Source organism: Arenicella sp. 4NH20-0111, from assembly GCF_040366405.1.
In the GTDB taxonomy this organism is placed as follows: Bacteria; Pseudomonadota; Gammaproteobacteria; order Arenicellales; family Arenicellaceae; genus Arenicella.
In genome coordinates, this window is the sequence record NZ_BAABWF010000005.1 from 267,829 (window position 1) to 289,254 (window position 21,426).

Consider the following 21,426-nt stretch of genomic DNA (forward strand, 5'->3'; position numbering starts at 1 on the left):
ATGAGTGACTCTGTCATAGAACCTATTGATCTTTCACCCGCGGTTTCCGCTGATTTAAACAGCGAACAAGTGGAAACGGTTGATGAGTCGATTGAGAAGGAGGATGAACACTTAATTCCATATTCTTACGCTAAAAAGCACAATGTCCTTGTTGAGATAGATGAAGATGGCGTGGCGGTTGTGTCGTGCATTGAAACGCCTAAACTCGTTGTGCTTTCTGAGTTAAAACGACGATTGAATTCTAAGATTAGCCTCAATAATTTACCGTCCTCGGACTTCGAAGCAATGCTTCGATCGGTTTACGACAAAGGCGGCAGCCAGGCCAATCAACTCATGGATGACATGGGTGAAGACCTCGACTTAGAACGCCTTGCTGACGAAATGCCTCAGGCCACTGATCTACTTGAGGCTGATGACGACGCACCGATCATTCGTTTAATTAACGCGTTACTGACACAGGCGATTCGCGAGAATGCGTCCGATATCCATTTAGAAGCATTTGAAGAATCCTCGGTGGTTCGACTGAGAGTGGACGGTGTACTCAGAGATGTGCTGAGTCCTCGGCGAGAAATGCACGGTGCACTAGTGTCAAGGATCAAGGTGATGTCAAAGCTAGATATTGCCGAAAAGCGTCTACCTCAAGATGGCAGAATGTCGCTTCGCGTGGCGGATCACCCGGTTGATGTCAGGGTATCGACGTTGCCGACTCAACATGGGGAACGAGTGGTTCTTCGTTTACTTGATAAGCAGAGCGCGCGTTTGAATCTTGAAGTCTTAGGCATGCCGGCGGACATTCTTGATGAATTTGAAGAACTTATTAAGAAACCTAACGGTATTTTGCTGGTCACCGGCCCAACGGGTTCAGGTAAAACGACGACGCTCTATTCGGGGCTACATCGTCTGGACCGCAAACGATTGAACATTCTTACCGTCGAAGACCCGGTTGAATATGATTTGGACGGGGTTGGGCAGACCCAAATGAATTCAAAAATTGGTCTTACGTTTGCCAGTGGGCTCCGTTCTATTTTACGTCAAGACCCCGACGTGGTTTTGGTGGGCGAGATTCGCGATCTGGAAACCGCTGAAATTTCAGTGCAAGCAAGTTTGACTGGTCACCTAGTACTATCAACGCTGCACACCAACACGGCCGTAGGTGCTGTAACCCGTCTTGTAGACATGGGGGTAGAGCCGTTTTTGATTGCCTCCAGTTTGGTAGGAGTACTGGCGCAACGTCTTGTCAGAAAGTTGTGCCCAGATTGTAAGGAGTTGTATTCTCCCGATGCGTCTGAAAGAGAGCTGCTGGGGCTTTCAGACGACACTGACGTTCAAATTTGCCGTGCTAAGGGGTGTACCTCATGCGACCGAGTCGGTTACCGAGGCCGATTGGGCATTTACGAGTTGATTACCATGGATGAAAATTTACGAAAATTGATTCATGATGAAGCCTCTGAGCACGACATGACCTTACACGCTCGCAAATCATCTCAAAGCCTAATGCGTAACGGATTTGATCGCGTGTTGGCGGGCGAAACCTCACTAGACGAAGTGTTTCGAGTCACACAGGCGTAGGCACCAGGATAGACGATGGCAGCGTTCGAATTTCAAGCCCTCAATGCGAAAGGTAAGACCATTAAAGGCATTCAGGCAGGCGACACCGCGAAACAGGTTCGTTCCGAGCTGCGTGCGCAGGGGTTAGTCCCGCTAGAGGTTAAATCGGTTTCTGAAAAGAAGATTGATAAATCGCAAGGCAAAGGACGACGGACCAGTCGGGCAAAAATCAAGGTTAATGAATTGTCGATTCTGACCAGACAAATGGCCACCCTGCTCGATTCTGGAATGACCGTAGAGGAAACATTAAGTGCGCTGATTAAACAAAGTGAAGGGCACAAGCTTAAGAGTATTATCAGTGATATTCGCTCATTGGTAACCGAAGGGTATTCCTTGTCAGATGCGATTGCGACCTACCCTAACAGCTTTCCGGAGATTTACCGGGCGTCAATTTCGGCGGGTGAGCAATCAGGCACGTTGGACAACGTACTGGACAGGCTCGCTGACTTTTTAGAGGACAGCCATGCTATGCAGCAAAAGGTATCGCAAGCGGTGGTCTATCCTATCTTTCTGTTTTTTGTGTGTGCAGCCATTTTGGTCGGCTTGGTGGTGGTGGTTGTGCCCAAGGTGGTCGACGTCTACAAAGACCTTGGCCAAGAATTGCCATTTTTGACCACCATGGTGATTAATATTTCGAATTTGTTGGTGGAGTACGGCGTGTTTATGGCCGTCGGCTTAGCCGCCTTCATTGCCACCGTAAAATACATTTTTTCGCAACCTAAGCCGAAATTTTGGTTACATAGTCTTTATTTAAAGATTGGTGGACTGGGAAAAATGGTACAAAACATTGACTCAGCCAGAATGTCTCGCACCTTGTCGATCATGGTGGGGTCAGGGGTTCCGATCTTGGCTTCGATGCGTGCTAGTGAAGGCGTGATGAACAATCAAGTGTTGCGTAAAGACCTAGAGTTTGCGACCGAAGAAGTTGCTCAAGGTGTTTCCATCGGTAGAGCGCTTGACCGCAATGGTAATTTTCCGCCCCTATTGGTGCACATGGTTACCAGTGGCGAGAACAGTGGGCGCCTTGGTCATATGTTGGAGAAAGCGGCTTCGGCTACTGAGAATGAAATGGCGACGCGCATAAACATGATGGTGAGTCTACTTGGGCCGGTCATGATTTTATTTATGGGGTCGATGGTGTTGACGATTGTGTTAGCAATATTAATGCCGATGTTTAACCTGCAAAATTTAGTGAATTTTTAGAAGTCTGCGACAGACAGGCTCGGAGAGTAAAATGAATCATAAAAACGTTATCCACAAGCATTCTAATCAGCGTGGTTTTACGCTTATTGAGATTATGGTGGTTGTAATTATTATCAGTATTTTGTCGGCGCTAGTAGCTCCACAATTTTTTAATAAGTTGGATCAAGCTAAAGAGATAGCGGTGCAGAATGACATTAAGTCTATATCTAGCCAAATGGCTATGTATCGTTTGGATAACTACAGTTATCCAAACACCGGTGAAGGTATTAAGGCCTTAGTTTCCAATACAGGTAAAAAGACATGGAGAGGGCCTTATCTTCCTAAAATGCCGTTAGACCCTTGGAAGAATGAATATCAATATCAGTTTCCTGGCACTCATAATGTAAATGGGTTTGATGTATGGAGTTTTGGCGCTGATGGACAAGCCGGTGGAGAGGGTAGTAACAGAGATCTAGGTAACTGGGATGAAGCCAAGTAATGGCTAACTAAATAAACGGAGGTTATCAAGGTCTTCATTGGATGCCACCGTTTTCGTCCCTAAAACAATTCCCGCGCGCTGAACTTGGTCATTGGCCTACACCACTGATCGAGCTCAGACGCTTGAGCGACCAATTGGGCGTACAGCTCTTTATAAAGCGAGATGACCTTTCCGGGTTGGCTCTCGGCGGAAATAAGACACGTAAACTTGAGTATATCTTGGGTGACGCACTTCAGAAGGGATGCGACACACTGATCACCGCAGGCGCTGCTCAATCGAATCATTGCCGACAAACCGCGGCCGCGGCCGCCCAATTTGGGCTGAAATGCCATTTAATGCTCGGTGGGCACAAGCCAGAACATTATCAAGGTAATTTGCTGTTGAACGATTTGTTTGGCGCAAAGATACACTGGTCAGAAGAAGAGCGTAAAGGAGAAGGGCTTCAACGGCTACATGATCAGCTCTGTGATTCGGGATCGAAACCCTACTTAGTACCTTATGGAGGCTCGAATGAGTTAGGCGTAATAGGCTATGTGTCCGCCGTTGCTGAACTGGCATCCCAGAATCGTGATGATGTCGTATTCGATTACTCGATCTTTGCGTCCAGCTCTGGCGGGACGTATGCAGGCTTGATGTTAGGAAATCGCATTTCTAAACAATGGGAAAATCTGATTGGGGTTAACATTGATAAGCAAGAGTTTGGCGGAGGGCTCGCTCAGCACATTGCTGACTTAGCGAACGCCACAGCGCTTAACATTGATGTTTCTGAATCCTTTAATCAATCAGACTGTTTGCTTGATGATGGCTACTTAGGGGAAGGTTACGGCGTGGTCGGGCGGCCTGAGATAGACGCCATCGAACTTCTTGCACGCAATGAAGGTATTTTGCTGGACCCCGTCTATTCGGCTCGTGCCTTTGCCGGTATGTTGGGATTAATTAACAGTGGCAAAATCAAACAAGGAGGTAGCGTGTTATTTTGGCATACAGGCGGCGCACCGGCACTGTTTGCGTATGCAAAGACTCTTACGTTGGGTTGATTTGCAATTCAGGCTATCGGCCGCTTTTATTGAGTGCGGTCTGTTTGTTTATTGGGTGATTCTTCTTCATTAAGCACCAAACTGATCACCGGAGCGAGCGCATTCAACGTTGACGCGTTTGCGCTGGGCTGCGGGGTGTTAGGATTAGTGCTAGAAGGAGGGGCGGGGCTTAACAAAGTGAACTCCAGCCTTCCTAGCGACGGGCGACCAAAGAACGGCGATTGCTCTAATGGAGTTATCGCTTGTTTAGGTGTGGTTTCAGGGTTTGCTAAACTGAATTCGTCTCCATCTTCTGTGCCCGCGTCATAGGGCAATAGATCAATGCTGATTACTGAGCGCCATTGACCATTCGATTGCAAGGGAACGTTGGAAACGCCAACGAACCAGTCAGGACTTGGTGCAATCATAGAGATTAACGTGATATAGGGATGATTCTCATTAGCCTCGATACGTTGTGTCGTTGACTCACCAGGCAAGGAGAACAGACTCTCGAAGGTAACCATGCTTCCGCTTACTCCATTTCTCTGTGCGCTGTTTACTTCGCTTGAAAAAGAAAATAATGCGCCTGTTTCAGCCACTTCTTCAATGCCTTGTGACGCTAAGCCACCCACCTCCCAAAATTGAGCTCCTGCGGCATGGGTGGCACCGACTAACTCCGTAAAATGAGCTGAGCTAGGAAAGCTTGTTGCGTCGTTTTCACTCCAGGTTCCGGTAAAGGTAACTTCATAAACAGCTGATTGGCCGAAGGTAACTTGCGAACACAGAAAAAGCACAGACGGTAGGACTAAATTGCGTAGTTTAGGGATCATGTGATGGATGAGTTATTCTAAGACTAATTCTCTAGACCCACCTTGTCGGCAAAGCATTTCAAAAAATATCGTCGATAGCCTTTAATGTAAGTTGTTCAATTCTGACAGAGTGTTGATATTGGTAAATGACGTTGCATGCTGAGAAAAATCAGCTTCCACACATCCTTCAGATTTCTGCCAACGGTACATCGCGCGAACTCCGTCAGCGTAGGCGTCGATGAGGGAGCACCAAACCGAGTTATGAAGTAGGCAATGAAGGTTGTGCCGTTGCTTGCCAACCACCGCCACTGAGACTGAACTTTGTGACAGCCTCAGTGCTTCATACAGTTCCGCAACCAGATGAGGGTATAAATGCGGAGTGTCACAACTGCATATCATCGCGTACTCATGGGCGTCTTGTTTATGTAGATGAGTAAGGCACGCTGCCACGCCCGCTAACGGGCCATTGTAATCACTAGAGGCATCAGGAATCACGTTGTGCCCCAGTGCTCGATAGGTTTCGATATTACGGTTGGCCGATATAGTAATTGAATCTACTTGTGGACTGAGCCGCTCGAGAGTGTGTGTGACGAGCTCTTTGCCTTTGAATAGTTGCAAGCCTTTGTCGGCGTTGTTCATTCTAGCCCCCTGTCCGCCGGCAAGTACAATTCCTGCTATTTTGTGCTTCATTAAATCGATGTCTCTTTATTCTTAATTTACGCATTCGTATTCATAAGGTTTGTCACCCAAGATTACTCTATATTTTGCGGTTGTATCACCAATTGACGGGAGTAAGAACAATAATGAAAACGTATTTTATTTCAAGCCTGCTTTGTCTGGTTTGCGTTGCCTTTGGCAACCCTCTTTACGCTGCGACGTACTCTGTATCATCGCCTAATGGGCAGTTGAAAGTCCAGATTAAGGATGATGAGGGGTTGTTGCGTTACAGTGTGAGTCTCGGATCCGAGCAAGTGATTGATTCGAGCGTGCTGGGACTGCGTTTTGCTGACGTACACGGTTTTGACGCGGATATGAAAGTTGTCTCGACCGAGGAATCAAGCCGTAACAATCAATGGGAGCAACCTTGGGGCGAGAGGCGAGTTGTCGTCGATAATCATAGTGAGTTGCGGTTAACGGTTGAACGCAACAGTCCTAAGCAAACCTTGGACTTGGTTTTTAGAGTGTTTAATGATGGCTTGGGGTTTCGCTACGAAGTTCCCAAGCAAGACGGATTGGCTGAGATAGCGATTACCGAGGAAATCACTGAGTTCAATATGGACGAAAACGCCACGGCGTGGTGGATTCCGGCTCGTAAATGGAATCGGTATGAGTATTTGTATCAAAAAACCACCGTAAATGAAATGGAAATGGTTCACACGCCTGTGACGATGAAGTTGAGTAATGGAGTGCACGTAAGTTTGCACGAAGCGGCATTAGTAAACTATTCTGGCATGTCGATAGAACACCGACGGGGTAATAACTTGGTTGCCAATCTAGCGCCACGACCAGATGGTAGTTTGGTTAGATTAAGCACGCCGTTTAAGACTCCCTGGAGAACGATTCAGGTTTCTGAAAAAGCCGTTGGATTGGTTAATTCTGATTTGATCCTAAACCTAAACGAACCAAATAAACTCGGAGACGTATCTTGGTTTAAGCCTGGTAAATACATTGGTATATGGTGGCAACAACACATCAAAGATCGGACATGGGGCAATGATGGTATTCACGCGGCCACAACTCAAGCCACGATTGATATGATGGATTTTGCTGCAAAGTATAACTTCGACGGGGTGCTCGTTGAGGGTTGGAACATTGGGTGGGACGGAGATTGGTATAACAATGGTGATGTCTTTAGCTTTACCGAAACTTACGATGATTTTGACATCGCAAAAGTATCGGAATATGGACGTAAGGTTGGTGTACGACTAATCGGTCATCATGAAACGTCGGGTAATTTAACGAATTATGAAAATCAAATTGACGCTGGGTTTGATTTGTACGAACAACACGATGTTGCCATTGTAAAGACCGGTTATGTGGCCGACGGTGGAAAGTTAAAACGCATCGATGAAAATGGAATCACGCGTTATGAGTACCACGACGGGCAATACAATGTTGATCATCATATTCGCGTTCTAGAGAAAGCCGCAACGCGAAAAATTTCGATCAATGCGCATGAACCCGTTAAGGACACTGGCCTGCGCCGTACCTACCCAAACTGGGTAAGTCGAGAAGGCGCTCGTGGACAGGAGTTTAATGCTTGGGCGGTACCGCCAAACGGTCCTAACCATGTGTCAAATTTGGTATTTACGCGTATGTTGTCCGGCCCCATGGATTACACAGCGGGTGCGTTTGACCTGAGGCCCAGCGAGCGTCCGCCTGTGACCAAGGAAATGGGGCGGCATGATCTTAGGTCTCGCATCGAGCATACGTTAGCCAAAGAACTGTCTCTTTATGTGACGATCTATTCGCCTATACAAATGGCCATGGATTTACCAGAAAACTATGAGGCCAATTTGGCTGCGTTTCAGTTTATTCGAGACGTACCGGCAGACTGGGAACAGTCGATAGCGCTTGATGGCGAGGTCGGTGAATATATGACTATTGTTCGTCAGGATCGTAACTCTTCGGATTGGTTTTTAGGGGGACACACCAATGAAACACCCAGAACAATAAAGGCAGACTTGGCGTTTCTAGGGGAGGGCGATTGGGAGGCTCAAATCTACCGAGACGGAGCAAAAGCAGACTATGATACAAACCCGTATGACATGATTATTGAGAAAAGGGTGGTAAACAGGTCGCAAACCCTTAGTTTCGAGTTAGGTCGAAGCGGGGGAGTGGCGGTTCGCTTTGTAAAAAAATAGGTCACACTTTTTGATCTAGTGTTTGAATGCCAAGCAAACCGTGGTTATGCGTCTAACCATAATTGCGGTTTGCTCATTTTGCTGCTTTGGAATTTAATTGATGATTGGCCAAAACAGACTTTGTTTAGGGTGTGTCAGTTCAGAAAACTGATTCCCACTTTTGCTTCCCCAATCCCAGAGTGAATTTTCAGTCATGCTGTTAGGCTGCGTCAAAGGTTGGCGTTGTCTGGCGACCTTTTGTAACCAACACACGACGTGATGTGCACCGACTAGGGTTATAAAGCTTGCTCCGATTAACAGAAGGAACGACAGCAGTTGACTTGCTTTGACCTGCTCTATATTCCGCTCGATATCAATACTGAATAGGCTGCCAAATAAGGCGTATTGTCTGACCGGAGCTTTCAGCGCTGAGGCCACCGCAGGCGACTTATCCATACCGCCTTCGACCAAGTTCTTACTGGCGCTTAGAAGGCCTGAGAGTGCGTTCCATGCGCCGTCCGAGATATCTTTTGGTGAGGTCATGGGTGACTGTAGCTGCGCTCGCTGGAATTTTTTTGCCTGAGACCGAGACTCTTGATCAATGCTCATTGACATTGAGCTTATGGTTTTGCCTGTGGCGTTGCCTGTTGGCAAGAAAATTTGGCCAAACGTGTTAACGGTTCTTGCAATCGATAGTGAATCAAGCCGTATCATGTCAAATTTTGTGATTACCACGGCCATCAGTAGTCCGAGAGCGAAGCATGCAGAATTTGCTCCAATAGTCTTGATCTTAGTTTTCATTTTTGCCCTCCAACTCGTCAGTAAATTAGTTTGTTTAAAGTGCCATCCATGGCATCCATCTCCATCCACCCATTCTCGATGTGTTCCTAACCGATCCGACTGCTTGACTCAAAACAATCAGACAAGAATCCATTTGAATCCAAGTGGTGCTAAAGCACTTGCATCGGCGAGAACCGGCGTGATTCGATGAAGTTATAGTGCTAGATTGCATCGTAAAAATATATTACGACCTATTACACGTAACTCTTGCATCCTCGCCTAAAGGTGATAGCTTACTAGGGTGTCGGGGGAGACACAGATAAAGGGGTAGTTTTTCTAACTTGTACTTGAATTTAAAAAACGGAGAAATATATGACGAATGCGGTTATTAAATCGGTGTTGCTGTTGACTGACGATGGTAGTGGGCAGACTCCCCAAGTATTGCTCGCCAGAGGACATCAGCAATCTAATGACCCTATTTATTATCAAGGGGAAATGACTTATGCGGGTGTCGACATTGACACGTTGGATGCGGACTTTGCGTGCGATGCAGAGCCAGGAAGTACCATTGTTGTGGATATTGTACTGTCAAACAGTGACAATGTTTATACAGGCTACGCGACGCCAACCGTTGATGGAAACCCGGAAGACCCCAATGGGTTTACGTGTGTAAGACAAAGCTATGAAGGAAATAGTTTGACACTTACTTTTCTGCCGCCAAAGCCTGGTCAAACAACCGGATACACGAAAATGTTCTTTCACACTTCATGGGGAATAATTGACCCTGATGAAGAAACCGAAAGAGAACCAAACTAATTACTCACAGAGAGAAGCGGTTTCAGGCGAAGTCATTTCGACAAACAGGGCGCTGCTGCAAAGTGGTTTAAACCACGGCAGGCTGAACCATATTTTACCCGTCCCTAAATCTAGCGCTTCTTCAACGGCAACGATGGCCGCAATGTCATCGTTCGCCAAGGTATAAACAAGCGCAGCGGAGTATTTAAGGTTCGCCAGATTAGGGTATTTTTTATTTGCCGCATTTAGAGTTTTAATGGCTCCCATAAAATCACCGGTATGAGCAAGTGCCTGAGGCCTGTGCTTGAAGTCGGAGGCTTTGACCGGCTGACTGGTTAAATCAATAACTTTTTGGTATAAGCTTTGTGCTAGCGCTGTTTGCCCACTTAGATGATAGGCATCGGCCAAGTTGAGTATATAGCCTGTTTTAGAAGGTGACAGAGTTCTTGACCTCGTAATAAAGCCAATAGCTTTGTCGTATTCTCCATTAAGCATGTGCGCTAACCCTAAATTTGAGTAAGTCCTGCTATTTGGGTTTAACTTGATTACTGAGCTATAGCGCTGAATGGCACTGTCCAGATCGCCCCTTTTCATGGAAATGGAACCCTTTAGATCCTGAGCAAAGGAGTGTTCTGGGTACAAAGAAAGGGCATTGTTGAGCGCCTGCTCAGCCGCCTCGTAATTGCCAAAGGAGTACTCCGAATGCGCTAAATTATAAAAAGCTCTCGCAGAGGGTCTCAGTGTGACGTTCTTTTTGTCCAGTTCAAGTAATCGATCTGGCTGGTTTCCATAAAAGGCGAGGTCAGTCTCTAAGTTTATCAGCGTGGCGTCATCTGAAATCACTTGTTGAGCCAGTTCAAATAATTGTTTCGCTTCGTCGGGTTTTTCTTGCAGCAATTTTAGAGAAATTTTGGCATTAAGTATCTGGGGGTCATGGTTCAGGTTCCTCGGTACTTGAGCTAAAATTCTTTCGAGTATTTCTAAGGGTGCGTCGGATTGGGTTCTTGAGTGAAGAACCTCTGTTACTCGGCTCGCAAGACTGTAGGCCGGGGTAAAAAAAGGCTGTTTCGTTACTAGGCCCTCCAGCGTACTTAAGTGCGCTAGGGTGCTGCTTTTACCATTGTCACTCGACAGAAACACATCTAAATACTGCCGGTAATTTTCTTCTGAAACGGCTTTGTTGGAACGTTGAGATTTAAGGCTTGGGTACAGGTTTGATATTTCGTCAGCTACGCTGCTTCTGATACCCGTCATAAATTGAACCGCCATAGGCCAACTTTTTTGCTCGGTGACGGCCATTTTTAGGCCGCTAAACTTGCGAAGCCTGATGTCGCATTTGCTTATGCTACACATTGCCTTGATTTTGACTATGGAGTCGAGACCTGTGGCTTTAGCTCGCTTTAGATAGTTACCCTCAATGCTTTGAAACTCTTTGCTTGGGATAAGACTCGTTCCGGTCAAAGACAATAGCGCTTGCTCAGCCGATTCGATAAATACGCTTTCCATCAGCGGCAAAATCTCAGAATTAAAGTCATCACTGGTTTCAATTTCTATCTTATCCAAAGCCACGTAGTGAACCCCTACCTCAGGTGTTAGATAGTGGTCGTAGAATTTAAGCAGACCCAATCCGACGGCAAAACCTAATCCGATCAAAAATAGATTCTTTCGCAGACTCCCTTTTTTACGTTCCTGACTCATTTCAGGCTTTGTATCGCCGGAGACTTTTTGGGTAGGTATCTCAACCGTCGAGTTGTCAGTGGCGTACCGCTTCACAGAGTTCAGCTCACTTCGAATTAACTCTGCGGCTTCTTCAGCGTTGTACAAGCGTTCTTCAGGGTTTTTACTGACGAGATTCGAAATCAATTCGACCAAGCGTGGCCCAAGCTCAGCTTGAGCACTGTCCGTCATCGATATGGGGTCATTGATTATTCGTTGCAATAAGGCAATCTTGTTGTGTGTGTCTCCAAAGGGGTGCTCGCCAATCAGGCTTTGATAAATGAGGATTGCGAATGAGAATAAATCGGTGCGGCTGTCTACCGCTCCGCCCGTGGCTTGCTCGGGGGACAGGGAAAAATAACTTCCACTTATATTGCCCACTTTTGTGAATTTGTCATCATCAAGGTAGTCGTCGAGTTTTACCTTAGCGATACCAAAATCTGCAATTTTAGCTGTGTTGTCGGAACTGACAAGTATGTTTTCGGCCTTTAAATCACAGTGCGCGATGCCCTTAGTGTGGGCCATTGAAAGGCCTTCCGCGATCTCGGCCAACCATTTCAATTTAGTGGCTTTGTCTGGGCTTTGTTTTAGTCTTTGAGTAAGAGTTTGGCCGCCCACGTATTCAATTACCAAGCCCAGCGTGTCGTCTTGTTCAACGACGTCGTAGAGTTGAACGATATTTGAGTGATTAAGCTGCGCCAATAGCTTTGCTTCGCTTCTAAGGTGGTCAACAAGCCTAGTGCCTGACGATTCAAGTGTGCTTACGCACTTGATGGCAACGTCTCTGGTGAGTTGAGTATCGTTGGCTAAATAAACCACGCTCATGCCGCCCCGCCCGAGTTCGTGCAGCAGCTTATACCGACCTAAAGATTCAATCTCACTCAGTTGCTTGACCATATATCGGGGGTGACTAGGTCTCTCTTACGCCTTCTTTAAAAATTTCAAAACGTTCTAAGCCGACTCTCAATGCCCCGCGACGTCTTTCTATGAATTTAGAGTGTCCTGACGTGCCTGGAAGCGCTTCGGCTAACTGCTTTCTAGCTCGAAATATCTGTATGTTGATATGCGCTTCTTCCAGTCCTAACTCTTTCATTAAGAGCTGGCTGTCTAGCCAGCCGGCACCGTCTGGTTGCGACAAGCGGTGGCGTAGTAAATGCACTAACAGGTAATGATGCGAGCGTTCGCCTAGGTCCAGTTCATCATTCGCTGTGATCAACGTCAGCGAAGTGCTCTCTTCATCTTGGCTTAAGTCGAATCTAAACATCGCCTCGTTAATAGAGGCTTGATTTACCGCAAATTCAGTGGTGGCCATGTCTTCTGACACAAGAAAGAAACGCCAATGGCTGCCACCAATGTTAAGAATATCACCGTGATCAAACGGGCCTTTTTCGACCCCTTCGTGAACTTCCTCTGAAAACCATTGCTGTCGGTCTGGACAAAGGTAAAGTGCTAATTCTGGGGACTCTTCATTTGGTAGTAAGGTGCTGTCATTGATGTCAATTACGTCAGTCGCTGCTTTTTCACTGATCAGCATCGATTTAGGCGGTTTCAAATCCACTAACTTTAATAGTGCTTCGCCTACACAGCCAAAATCAATGACGTCGCCCTCGCTTAAAACAACAGGCTTTTGCGCTGGAATGATTTTGTTGTTTAGTTTGAGCCCATTACGGGATACGTCTTTGAGAAGCCAGTTAGGTGCTCGCCATTCGATGACGGCGTGTAACTTGGATATATACCCATAGTGAAGAATGGTATCCACAACGTCAGAACGTCGTCCAAACGTATGATAATCACGCAAATAGTCCAATCGCGTAGAACTTGGAGTTGTAAACTCAAATAATGCCACGGTTTCTTCTTCGGGTTATCTAAGCACGCATTTTTCTAATTATGTGCTTTCGGGCAAGCGTAGGGTACAAACTCTATGAGTCAGGTATAAAGAGCCTGCGGAGATACTAAGGACAATCGCTATTATCTTAAACTACACTGAACAGTAGCCTATTTCTGTTGTCATTCTAGTATTTCGACTTCACAACCAGTACCCAACTTACCAGTGGTTAGTTAGCCTGTTTAGGATAAATAGAAATTGCCTAATTGACCAGCACCAATCGAGTTTGAACCGAAAAAATTACCATGCTTGGTGCAAGAGTAAGAAATATTAAGCCCTAATTGTCATTTCGAATCAGAAAAAAGGCCAATAGTGAACCTTTCTCGCATTTGAGACCCCTTCAATTTTGCTGCTTCTAGGGCTTGTTGTTCAAGTGCAGCGTGCATTACTTCCAGAATATTAGAAAAGTGTCTCTGCATCGCTGTTCTGGCGCCATCAGCATCCCCTTCAACGATGGTATTTAATATAACAAGGTGTTCATCTATCCGTTTGGCGCCTTGCTTATCACACACCGAAGTGTGCGCTTCCTTGATGTGCTCTAGGTTTTCCTGCAGTTCCCAAAGTGCGTGTATTTGATTTGCGAGCACTCGATTGTGTGTCGCGCGTGCAATAACTTCATGGAATTTACGATCAGCGTCTGCGGAGGCGGGTGTATTGTCAATGCCAGCCTTTTTTAGGTTTTCAAATGCCGCTTGCAATTCCACTTTTTCACTTGGGGTTATCATCTTAGCAGCAAGCGCAGCGGATTCTCCCTCTAACAGTACTCTCGCTTCGATTACCTCAAACGGGCTTACTTCATTGTTAATACCAGCGTTGAGGTCGGTGCTCTTTTTCACGTAGACGCCAGCTCCGGCTTTCACTGTCACCTTGTTGGTCGCTTCCAATGCAATGATGGCCTCACGGATCGTTGGGCGACTTACTCCGAAATGCTCAGATAGTTCACGTTCGGTGGGTAGGCGACTACCTGGTGCAAACTCTCCGCTGAGAATTTGACTGGAGATTTGATCGTATATTTGTCGATACAGACGAGGTTGTGATGACATGGCTCTTTCTCAGATCAATATTGTAAGGCGTTAAAATCAGTTGGTCTTTCGAAGCTAGGTGCACTCACCACGAAGTTGGTAACGCGAGAACTCTTCGACCATCAAATAAATTACGGTGCGGGCATAACTTTACTAAATTGTCAGACCAATCTCAAATGTTTCTGTGCATTACTTATTCGGTTGTCAATTTCATCAAGAGTGTCATTTTTCCTAGGTTTTCGTGCTCTTTAAGCGACGTCTGTTGACCTACCGTCTTGGTTTTATTCGGTTTTTACACGCATTTAAATGGATGTCGTGTTGGTAATAATAATTATTTTTATTGGTATTACAACATTTTTTAATATTGGTATTACAAAAAGGTTGACAATAATTCTTTGCTTTGTTGTAATTTGCGTTCATTGAACGTGATGTTTTGTTCGACTGACTAATAATAATGAAAACGTGTAAGTAGCCAGTTGGTGTCTTGCAATGATTGAGGAGGAGTTATCAGCAAGAGTAGATTCTTTGGCTACGGCGGGCTTGTTTGAGTGCACTTTGATGCCTAGCTTTCAGGCAATGTAAGAGAGCCTAGCTCGATGAGCTCTCAGAATTTTACTCGCGACACCTCGAGTCGCATTCGGTACACCGATGACAATAAGGTCCTAGAGTCGCGGTTCAGTTATAGGGTGAACGATAAAGTAAGGCTTTCATTCGAGGGGCTAATTTACTCGATGAGGTTAGACGAGACTTTCGTGGTGTAGTCAGCAATGTAGCGCAAGTGTTTTCTTGTTGGGCACGCTACTTTTTCGGTATTCAGGCGAAGCTTTAATCACCTCTGGTTATTAGTTGTTGGCCGAGTCGAGGTGGTGTTTTTAGATGCCTTGACTCTGCGTATTTTTGGTTAAGTCGAATGACTGGCGCTATTAATTGGTACTAAAGGTAAGAACGATCTACGTTAAAAATAGGCATTTAAATTTTATGAATAACCATACTTTGAAATATGTAAAACATCTGCGCGCTGGACTGATTCTCGTCGCAGCCGCGCTAGCATCTTCTGTCTCTTGGTCGAAGGAATATAGGGTGGATACGCAAGAAGAGTATGCCCATGCATCGAAATCATTGAAGGCTGGTGATCAAATAGTTTTGAGCAATGGTGTTTGGAAGGATTTCGAAATTGTTTTTACTGGGGTAGGTACTAAAGAGGCTCCGATTACGTTGAAGGCTGAGACGAAGGGCAAAGTAATCATCTCGGGAGAGTCAAATCTAAAGCTTGCCGGCGAGCACCTTGTTGTTTCTGGGCTTGTCTTTAAGGATGGGTACACCCCCACGAGCTCAGTTATTGAGTTTCGAACGGATAAATCAACGTTGGCCAATCATTCTAGAGTAACGGAAACGGTGATCTCCTATTTTAATAACCCTGAGCGCTTTGAGAATGATTATTGGGTGGCAATGTATGGAAAACATAATCGCTTTGATCACAACCATTTAGAAGGTAAGAGCAATAAGGGTGTAACCATGGCTGTTCGTTTGAACACCATCGATAGCCAAGAAAATTATCACCGTATCGATCACAACTACTTTGGGCCGAGACCTATCCTGGGTTCCAACGGAGGCGAAACATTGAGGATTGGGACTAGTCATTACTCTTTGACAAACTCCCATACCTTGGTCGAGAACAACTATTTTGATCGTTGCGATGGCGAGCTGGAAATTATTTCAAATAAGTCTGGCTTCAATAAGTTTGTCGGAAACGTATTTTTTGAGTCTCGCGGTACCATGACGTTGCGGCATGGAAACGACAATTTGATGGAAAGAAATGTGTTCTTAGGTAATGGTGTAGACCATACTGGCGGCCTTCGTTTAATCAATAAGCGCCAGGTCATTCGAAATAACTATCTTGAAGGCTTGTCAGGCTATCGCTTTGGCGGTGCGTTGGTGGTGATGAACGGCGTACCTAACTCTCCTATCAACCGATACCATCAAGTTGAAGACTCGATTATCGAAAACAATACGCTTGTTAACGTAGATCATATTCAGTTAGCGGCGGGCAGCGATACTGAGCGCTCAGCCAAACCGATCACGAGCAGTTTTAAGAATAACCTCATCTATAATGTCGATAAGCGTGACACGTTTACAGTTTATGACGATGTCAGTGGAATTGAATTTAGCGGGAATGTGCTCAATGACGTTGAAAAGCCGGAGCTAACTCGAGGGTTTACTAGTGAGCCCATTCGTTTGTCTCGAAACGAGCATGGTCTGATGGTGCTGATCGATGATAAATTCTCAGATGTGGGTGCAAACGGTAATCTCAAGCCGATTCTCAAAGGAGATACTGGTGTCAAGTGGTACCCTAAAAGCGAACGTCGTTCAAAGTTTGCGTTCGGTCAGTCACGGACGGTGCAGCCAGGGTCGGATACCTTAACGTCTGCCGTCGCAAGCGCTAAAAACGGTGACGTGTTACTTCTATCCGACGGCGATTACTCTGTATCAAAAGTGATTTCCCTCAATAGCGGCCTCGTTATTAAAGGTGGGGGTAAAGAGCGTGTCACTATTACGTTCGAACGCGGTGCACTGTTTGAAATCCAACAAGGAGGAAGCCTTAAATTATCAGGGCTTACGATCAGTGGTGAAGACGCTCCTGACAGCTCGGGCAATACCGTTGTTCGGACTCCTAGGAGGTCAATGCTGGGAAATTATGACTTGATTGTTGACGAGGTGAAGGTTGAAAAATTGGACGTCAATCATTCATTTAACTTTCTAACAGTCTCGAAAGGTACCTTCGCTGATCGAATTGAAATTAAAGGGTCTGAATTTTCAAACGTCACTGGTGCAATATTGAAGTTAGATCAGGAAAACGACGACTTTGGAATCTACAACGCAGAATATGTCGTAGTCGAAGGTTCCACCTTTGAGTCCATTGGCGGAGCCGTTGTTGACCTCTATCGAGGTGGCACTGATGAAAGTACCTTTGGCCCTCATCTTACGTTGCGAACGTCAAAGCTCAGTAACGTTGGGATGGACAAGCGTAATAAGATCAAAAGCTCAATTCGGGTGCACGGCGTTCAGTTTTCTGATATCTCGAATAACTCGTTCGAGTCATCAGCTCCCATTTCAGTGGCACACACGGTTGCAGAGCCAATAACCACGATTTCCGATAACCGCTTTATTAGCACCAAAGAGCCACACTTGGTCGAACTAAATAGCGGCAATGCGCCTACGGCAAAAGTATTTGCCAATACCGTTAAATAGTTGTCTCAATTATGAATATTACACGCCTAGCAATCACGTTGTTTCTGTTGTCGTTTTTTTCGCTTACCTGTTTTGCAAAAAATGAAGAAAACCCGAGGTTAATTCTAACCATCGATGACGCGGCGATAATTCGCAGTGGCTTGAATGAATCGCCAACGTTCATGGCCTCATTTAGTCATTTGAAACGCAAGGTGGATGCCACGATGGCGGCGCCCATTGATGTTCCTATTCCGTTGCACGCCGGGGGAGGGTACACGCATGAACAACATAAGCGTAATAACAATACGATTTATGAAGCTGGATTGTTGTATCAACTGACTTCGGATCGCAAGTATTTTGATCACGCGAGAGCTTTATTGCTTGCCTATGCCGATCTGTATCCGACGTTGGGGGAGCATCCTAACAAAAAGGAGCAGTCGCCCGGAAGGCTGTTTTGGCAGAGTCTTAATGAAGCCGTGTGGTTGGTGTATTCGATTCAAGGGTACGATGCAATCCTAAGCAGTTTAAGTGATCAAGACCGCGAGCGAATAGAAGAGGGCCTGCTCAGGCCGATGACGAACTTTCTATCTAAAGAGTCGCCCCAAACATTCAATAAAATTCATAATCATGGTACGTGGGCGGTCGCGGCAGTTGGAATGACTGGCTATGTCCTTAATGACCTTGAGATGGTTGAGCAATCCTTGATGGGGTTGGATAAGTCTGGTGACTTTGGGTTTCTAAAGCAGATTGATAAATTGTTCTCGCCTGATGGCTATTACACTGAAGGCCCATATTATCAGCGTTACGCATTAATGCCTTTTGTTCTTTTTGCCCGCGCGATTGAAAATAATGAGCCTGAGCGAAAGATCTTTGAACATCGAAATGGATTATTGTTGAAAGCGATCTATGCGACGGTTCAACTAAGCTATAACAAACTGTTCTTTCCCATCAATGATGCGATTAAAGATAAAAGTATTGAGACTACCGAGTTAGTTAATGGTATTTCAATCGCTTACGGTTTAACAAACGACCCGGCGTTGCTGGACATTGCGACACTGCAAGGCAGGGTTAGTATCTCAGGTGATGGCTATCGATTGGCCAAAGGCATCGATGATGGCCTAATACAGCCGTTTCCATACAGATCTATGCACTTCAAGGATGGAGAAAATGGTGATCAGGGCGCGTTAACCATTTTTCGATCGGGCCTTGAACACGACCATCAGGCGCTGGTGCTAAAGAATACATCGCAAGGTTTAGGGCATGGGCACTTTGATCGCCTAAATTGGCTGTACTTCGACAACGGAGAGGAAATAGTCAGCGATTATGGAGCCGCTCGATTTCTCAATATTGAGTCGAAATATGGTGGGCACTACCTGCCTGAAAACAATCTGTACGCTAAGCAAACCATCGCTCATAACACCTTGGTTGTTGATCAACAGAGCCAGTATCTTGGAAAGTGGCGCTTAGGGCAGAAATACGCACCAGAGATAGTGTTTGTTGAGCAAAAAGCAAGTCATGAGGCGACGTCTGCGATTGTCGATAGCGCCTATGATGGTGTTGTTATGCAGCGAACCATGGCTTTGGTGTCGCACCCTAGCTTAAGTAAGTCTCTGGTACTGGATCTACTAAAAGTAAGCAGTGACAGTGACCATCAATATGATTTGCCAATTCATTTTCAAGGTCATATTACCAATGTGGTCGCGGATCTTGAGGCCAGTGTTGAGAGTCGTTCGCCGCTTGGTAAGGCAAATGGTTATCAGTTTTTGTGGAAAGAGGCTAAGGCGACCCCAAACAAAAAGTTGCCTCAAGTTACTTGGATAAATTCTGGTCGTTTCTACACAGCTTCCTTCGCGCATTCTAATTTCAGTTCAAGTGAAAACGGAGAGATGTTGTTCACGCGGATCGGGGCCAATGATCCTGATTTCAATTTGCGGTCTGAACAAGCGGTGATTCAACGTGTGAGCGCCAGAGATCACACCTTCTTGTCGATACTTGAAACGCACGGTGAATATAACCCAATACTGGAATATACGAATGAAAGTGCGAGTAACGTTGCCTCGTTGGTACTGATTGAGAAAAGGTCCGCTGATGTTGTTCTCGTCGAACTTAAAAATGGCAAAAACATAGCAATCGCCATTGGAAAGTCTGGTGCTGGAAACCACAAAATCACTGTCGCTAATCAGTCATTCTCATGGTCTGGTTGGGTAGGAGTTTTCGACTATTAACGAGGAAATGAAAATGAGCAACATTGAATTAAAGACACACAGTGAAAGCTTCATTCTTGGTTCTGAGCAAGAGATCGAACAAGTTGATGAAGGCATTAAGAGGCAGATGTTGGGCTTTGATGGCCAGCTAATGATTGCCAAAGTTTGGTTTGAGGCCGGTGCGATTGGGTATGCGCATAAACACTTCCATTCTCAGGTTAGCTACGTAGAGAGCGGTGAATTTGAGGTTACGGTTGACGGGGTTGTGAAGCTTCTAAAAGCCGGCGACTCTTTCTACATCGCGCCTAACAAGATGCATGGCGCTTTGTGTAAAAAAACAGGTGTGTTGTTGGATGTGTTTAGCCCCGCAAGGCAAGACTTCTTAGAAAAATAATAACGAATATACGGTAGACGGAGATAAGCATGAAGTTAAAGAATTTACGTTGGTGGGTCATTGGTTTGGTTGCCCTGGCAACGATCATAAACTACATCGACCGGCAAACCTTGAGCGTGCTATGGCCATTTATGGGAAAAGAAATTTACCCAGATAAGAGTGCGGCAGAATTAAAAGAAGTGTACGGAATTATCAGTATCGTCTTCCTATTTTCCTATGCTTTCGGGCAGGCCATCTTTGGCAAAATATTCGACTGGATAGGCACGAGGTTGGGCTTTGTTCTTTCAATTGGCGTTTGGTCAATTGCGACAGCATTACATGCTTTCGCTCAAGGCATACTGACCTTTAGCTTGTTTCGTTCGATTTTAGGGATTTCTGAGGCTGGTAACTGGCCGGGTGCAGCAAAAGCGAACGCCGAATGGTTTCCGACAAAAGAGAGAGCATTGGCTCAAGGCATTTTTAATTCGGGTGCTGCGATCGGCGGCATTGTATCAATACCGTTGATCGCGTATCTGGCCATATTTTTTAGCTGGAAGGCGATCTTTGTCATTGTCGGTCTGACGGGTTTGTTGTGGCTGATCCCGTGGTTGATATTGGTGAAGGCCCCACCACAAAAGCATCCTTGGATCACGGCTGAAGAGAGAGAGTACATATTAAGTGGTCAAAAGAACCAAGACCTTGATCGTGATGGCGAATTTGATGATGGTTACACGCCGACGACCGGTCAGATGTTGTCTCATAAACAGAGTTGGGGCGTCATCATTGCCACAGCGGCAATTGATCCGATTTGGTGGTTGTTCATAGTTTGGATACCGACATATCTAGTTGACGTTTACAACATGGACGTTAAAGGCTTAGCGATCTATGGCTGGGTGCCTTACGTTGGGGCAATGCTCGGCGCCTGGTTTGGGGGCTTGTTGGCTCAGAATCGGCTAAAGAGTGGCTGGTCTGTCGATAAGACTCGAAAACTTGTGATTTCACTCGGGTGCCTAATTATGTTGCCCACGTTGCTTATGTTGTCAAACCCTGGCAGTCCCGTGGCCGCTGTGTTGATCATGGCCACGATCCTTTTTGGTTTTCAGACTGCCATCGGCAATGTGCAAACCTTACCGAGTGATTTGTTGGGTGGAAAAAGTGTCGGGTCGTTGGCTGGGTTTGCTGGCATGGCTGCAAAGTTAGCTGCTGGCGCGTTGATCTATTCCGTTCCATCGCTAACCTCTGATGGCAACTATACGGTTGTGTTCATCATCGGCGCAGCGTTGGCAATTATAGCGATGGCGAGTATTTGGTTGTTGTGCCCAAAAATTGAGCCATTAAAACCGCATTAGGTCGGTAGTTTGAAATTATGGGTGTACAACGCAGTAAGAATGGAAAGAGCTCTGTTGTGCGCTCTTAGGTATTGGTCGGTGAAACAGTCCACGATTTGTGTGTGAAGCAGTAGTGGG

16 protein-coding genes are annotated in these 21,426 nt (G+C 45.8%); 10 read left to right on the forward strand and 6 right to left on the reverse strand.

The features are described 5' to 3' along the window. The 4 genes from gspE to ABWW54_RS12730 are packed head-to-tail and all read left to right on the forward strand — an operon-like array spanning position 1 to position 4,326. Positions 1–1,569 carry a type II secretion system ATPase GspE gene (gspE, locus tag ABWW54_RS12715; protein ID WP_353412680.1) on the forward strand — a complete coding sequence of 523 codons (1,569 nt, stop codon included), beginning with the start codon at positions 1–3 and terminating at the stop codon, positions 1,567–1,569. Between the two features lie 15 nt (positions 1,570–1,584). Continuing rightward, positions 1,585–2,811, forward strand: a complete 1,227-nt coding sequence (gene gspF / locus ABWW54_RS12720) for a type II secretion system inner membrane protein GspF (protein ID WP_353412681.1) — start codon at positions 1,585–1,587, stop codon at positions 2,809–2,811. Between the two features lie 31 nt (positions 2,812–2,842). Continuing rightward, positions 2,843–3,289 carry a type II secretion system major pseudopilin GspG gene (gspG, locus tag ABWW54_RS12725; protein WP_353412682.1) on the forward strand — a complete coding sequence of 149 codons (447 nt, stop codon included), beginning with the start codon at positions 2,843–2,845 and terminating at the stop codon, positions 3,287–3,289. 41 nt (positions 3,290–3,330) lie between these two features. Next, the gene (locus tag ABWW54_RS12730; protein ID WP_353412684.1) at positions 3,331–4,326 is read left to right on the forward strand and encodes a D-cysteine desulfhydrase family protein; all 996 of its coding nucleotides are present in this window, start codon (positions 3,331–3,333) and stop codon (positions 4,324–4,326) included. 26 nt (positions 4,327–4,352) lie between these two features. Here ABWW54_RS12730 and ABWW54_RS12735 read toward each other — a convergent pair whose 3' ends face one another. Then, positions 4,353–5,135: a spondin domain-containing protein gene (locus ABWW54_RS12735; protein ID WP_353412685.1), complete on the reverse strand. Its 783-nt coding sequence runs from the start codon at positions 5,133–5,135 to the stop codon at positions 4,353–4,355. Positions 5,136–5,216: 81 nt separating this feature from the next. Then, positions 5,217–5,804: a molybdenum cofactor guanylyltransferase MobA gene (gene mobA / locus ABWW54_RS12740; protein WP_353412686.1), complete on the reverse strand. Its 588-nt coding sequence runs from the start codon at positions 5,802–5,804 to the stop codon at positions 5,217–5,219. 113 nt (positions 5,805–5,917) lie between these two features. On the opposite strand from mobA, the gene ABWW54_RS12745 reads away from it, so the two are divergent. Continuing rightward, positions 5,918–7,978: a glycoside hydrolase family 97 protein gene (locus ABWW54_RS12745; RefSeq protein WP_353412687.1), complete on the forward strand. Its 2,061-nt coding sequence runs from the start codon at positions 5,918–5,920 to the stop codon at positions 7,976–7,978. Between the two features lie 93 nt (positions 7,979–8,071). Here the strand turns inward: ABWW54_RS12745 and ABWW54_RS12750 are convergent, their stop codons facing one another. Next, positions 8,072–8,758, reverse strand: coding sequence for a hypothetical protein (locus ABWW54_RS12750; protein WP_353412688.1), 687 nt, complete (start codon positions 8,756–8,758; stop codon positions 8,072–8,074). A gap of 351 nt (positions 8,759–9,109) precedes the next feature. Between ABWW54_RS12750 and ABWW54_RS12755 the strand changes: the two genes are divergently transcribed. Continuing rightward, positions 9,110–9,553, forward strand: a complete 444-nt coding sequence (locus tag ABWW54_RS12755) for a hypothetical protein (RefSeq protein WP_353412689.1) — start codon at positions 9,110–9,112, stop codon at positions 9,551–9,553. Here the strand turns inward: ABWW54_RS12755 and ABWW54_RS12760 are convergent, their stop codons facing one another. From ABWW54_RS12760 to ABWW54_RS12770, 3 genes are all read right to left on the reverse strand, one after another. Then, the gene (locus ABWW54_RS12760; RefSeq protein WP_353412690.1) at positions 9,554–12,145 is read right to left on the reverse strand and encodes a protein kinase domain-containing protein; all 2,592 of its coding nucleotides are present in this window, start codon (positions 12,143–12,145) and stop codon (positions 9,554–9,556) included. It lies immediately after the preceding gene. A 13-nt stretch (positions 12,146–12,158) separates the two neighbouring features. After that, positions 12,159–13,094, reverse strand: a complete 936-nt coding sequence (locus ABWW54_RS12765) for an FHA domain-containing protein (protein ID WP_353412691.1) — start codon at positions 13,092–13,094, stop codon at positions 12,159–12,161. A 323-nt stretch (positions 13,095–13,417) separates the two neighbouring features. Next, entirely contained in the window at positions 13,418–14,176 is a 759-nt protein-coding gene (locus ABWW54_RS12770; RefSeq protein ID WP_353412693.1) for a FadR/GntR family transcriptional regulator, read from the reverse strand. A gap of 957 nt (positions 14,177–15,133) precedes the next feature. Here ABWW54_RS12770 and ABWW54_RS12775 point away from each other — a divergent pair. The 4 genes from ABWW54_RS12775 to ABWW54_RS12790 are packed head-to-tail and all read left to right on the forward strand — an operon-like array spanning position 15,134 to position 21,309. Next, positions 15,134–17,404, forward strand: coding sequence for a polysaccharide lyase 6 family protein (locus ABWW54_RS12775; RefSeq protein ID WP_353412695.1), 2,271 nt, complete (start codon positions 15,134–15,136; stop codon positions 17,402–17,404). 11 nt (positions 17,405–17,415) lie between these two features. Further along, positions 17,416–19,608: a heparinase II/III domain-containing protein gene (locus ABWW54_RS12780; RefSeq protein ID WP_353412696.1), complete on the forward strand. Its 2,193-nt coding sequence runs from the start codon at positions 17,416–17,418 to the stop codon at positions 19,606–19,608. Positions 19,609–19,621: 13 nt separating this feature from the next. Then, on the forward strand, positions 19,622–19,981 hold the full coding sequence (locus tag ABWW54_RS12785; protein ID WP_353412698.1) for a cupin domain-containing protein: 360 nt from the start codon (positions 19,622–19,624) through the stop codon (positions 19,979–19,981). A gap of 29 nt (positions 19,982–20,010) precedes the next feature. Then, positions 20,011–21,309: an MFS transporter gene (locus tag ABWW54_RS12790; RefSeq protein ID WP_353412699.1), complete on the forward strand. Its 1,299-nt coding sequence runs from the start codon at positions 20,011–20,013 to the stop codon at positions 21,307–21,309. The last annotated feature ends 117 nt before the right edge of the window (positions 21,310–21,426 follow it).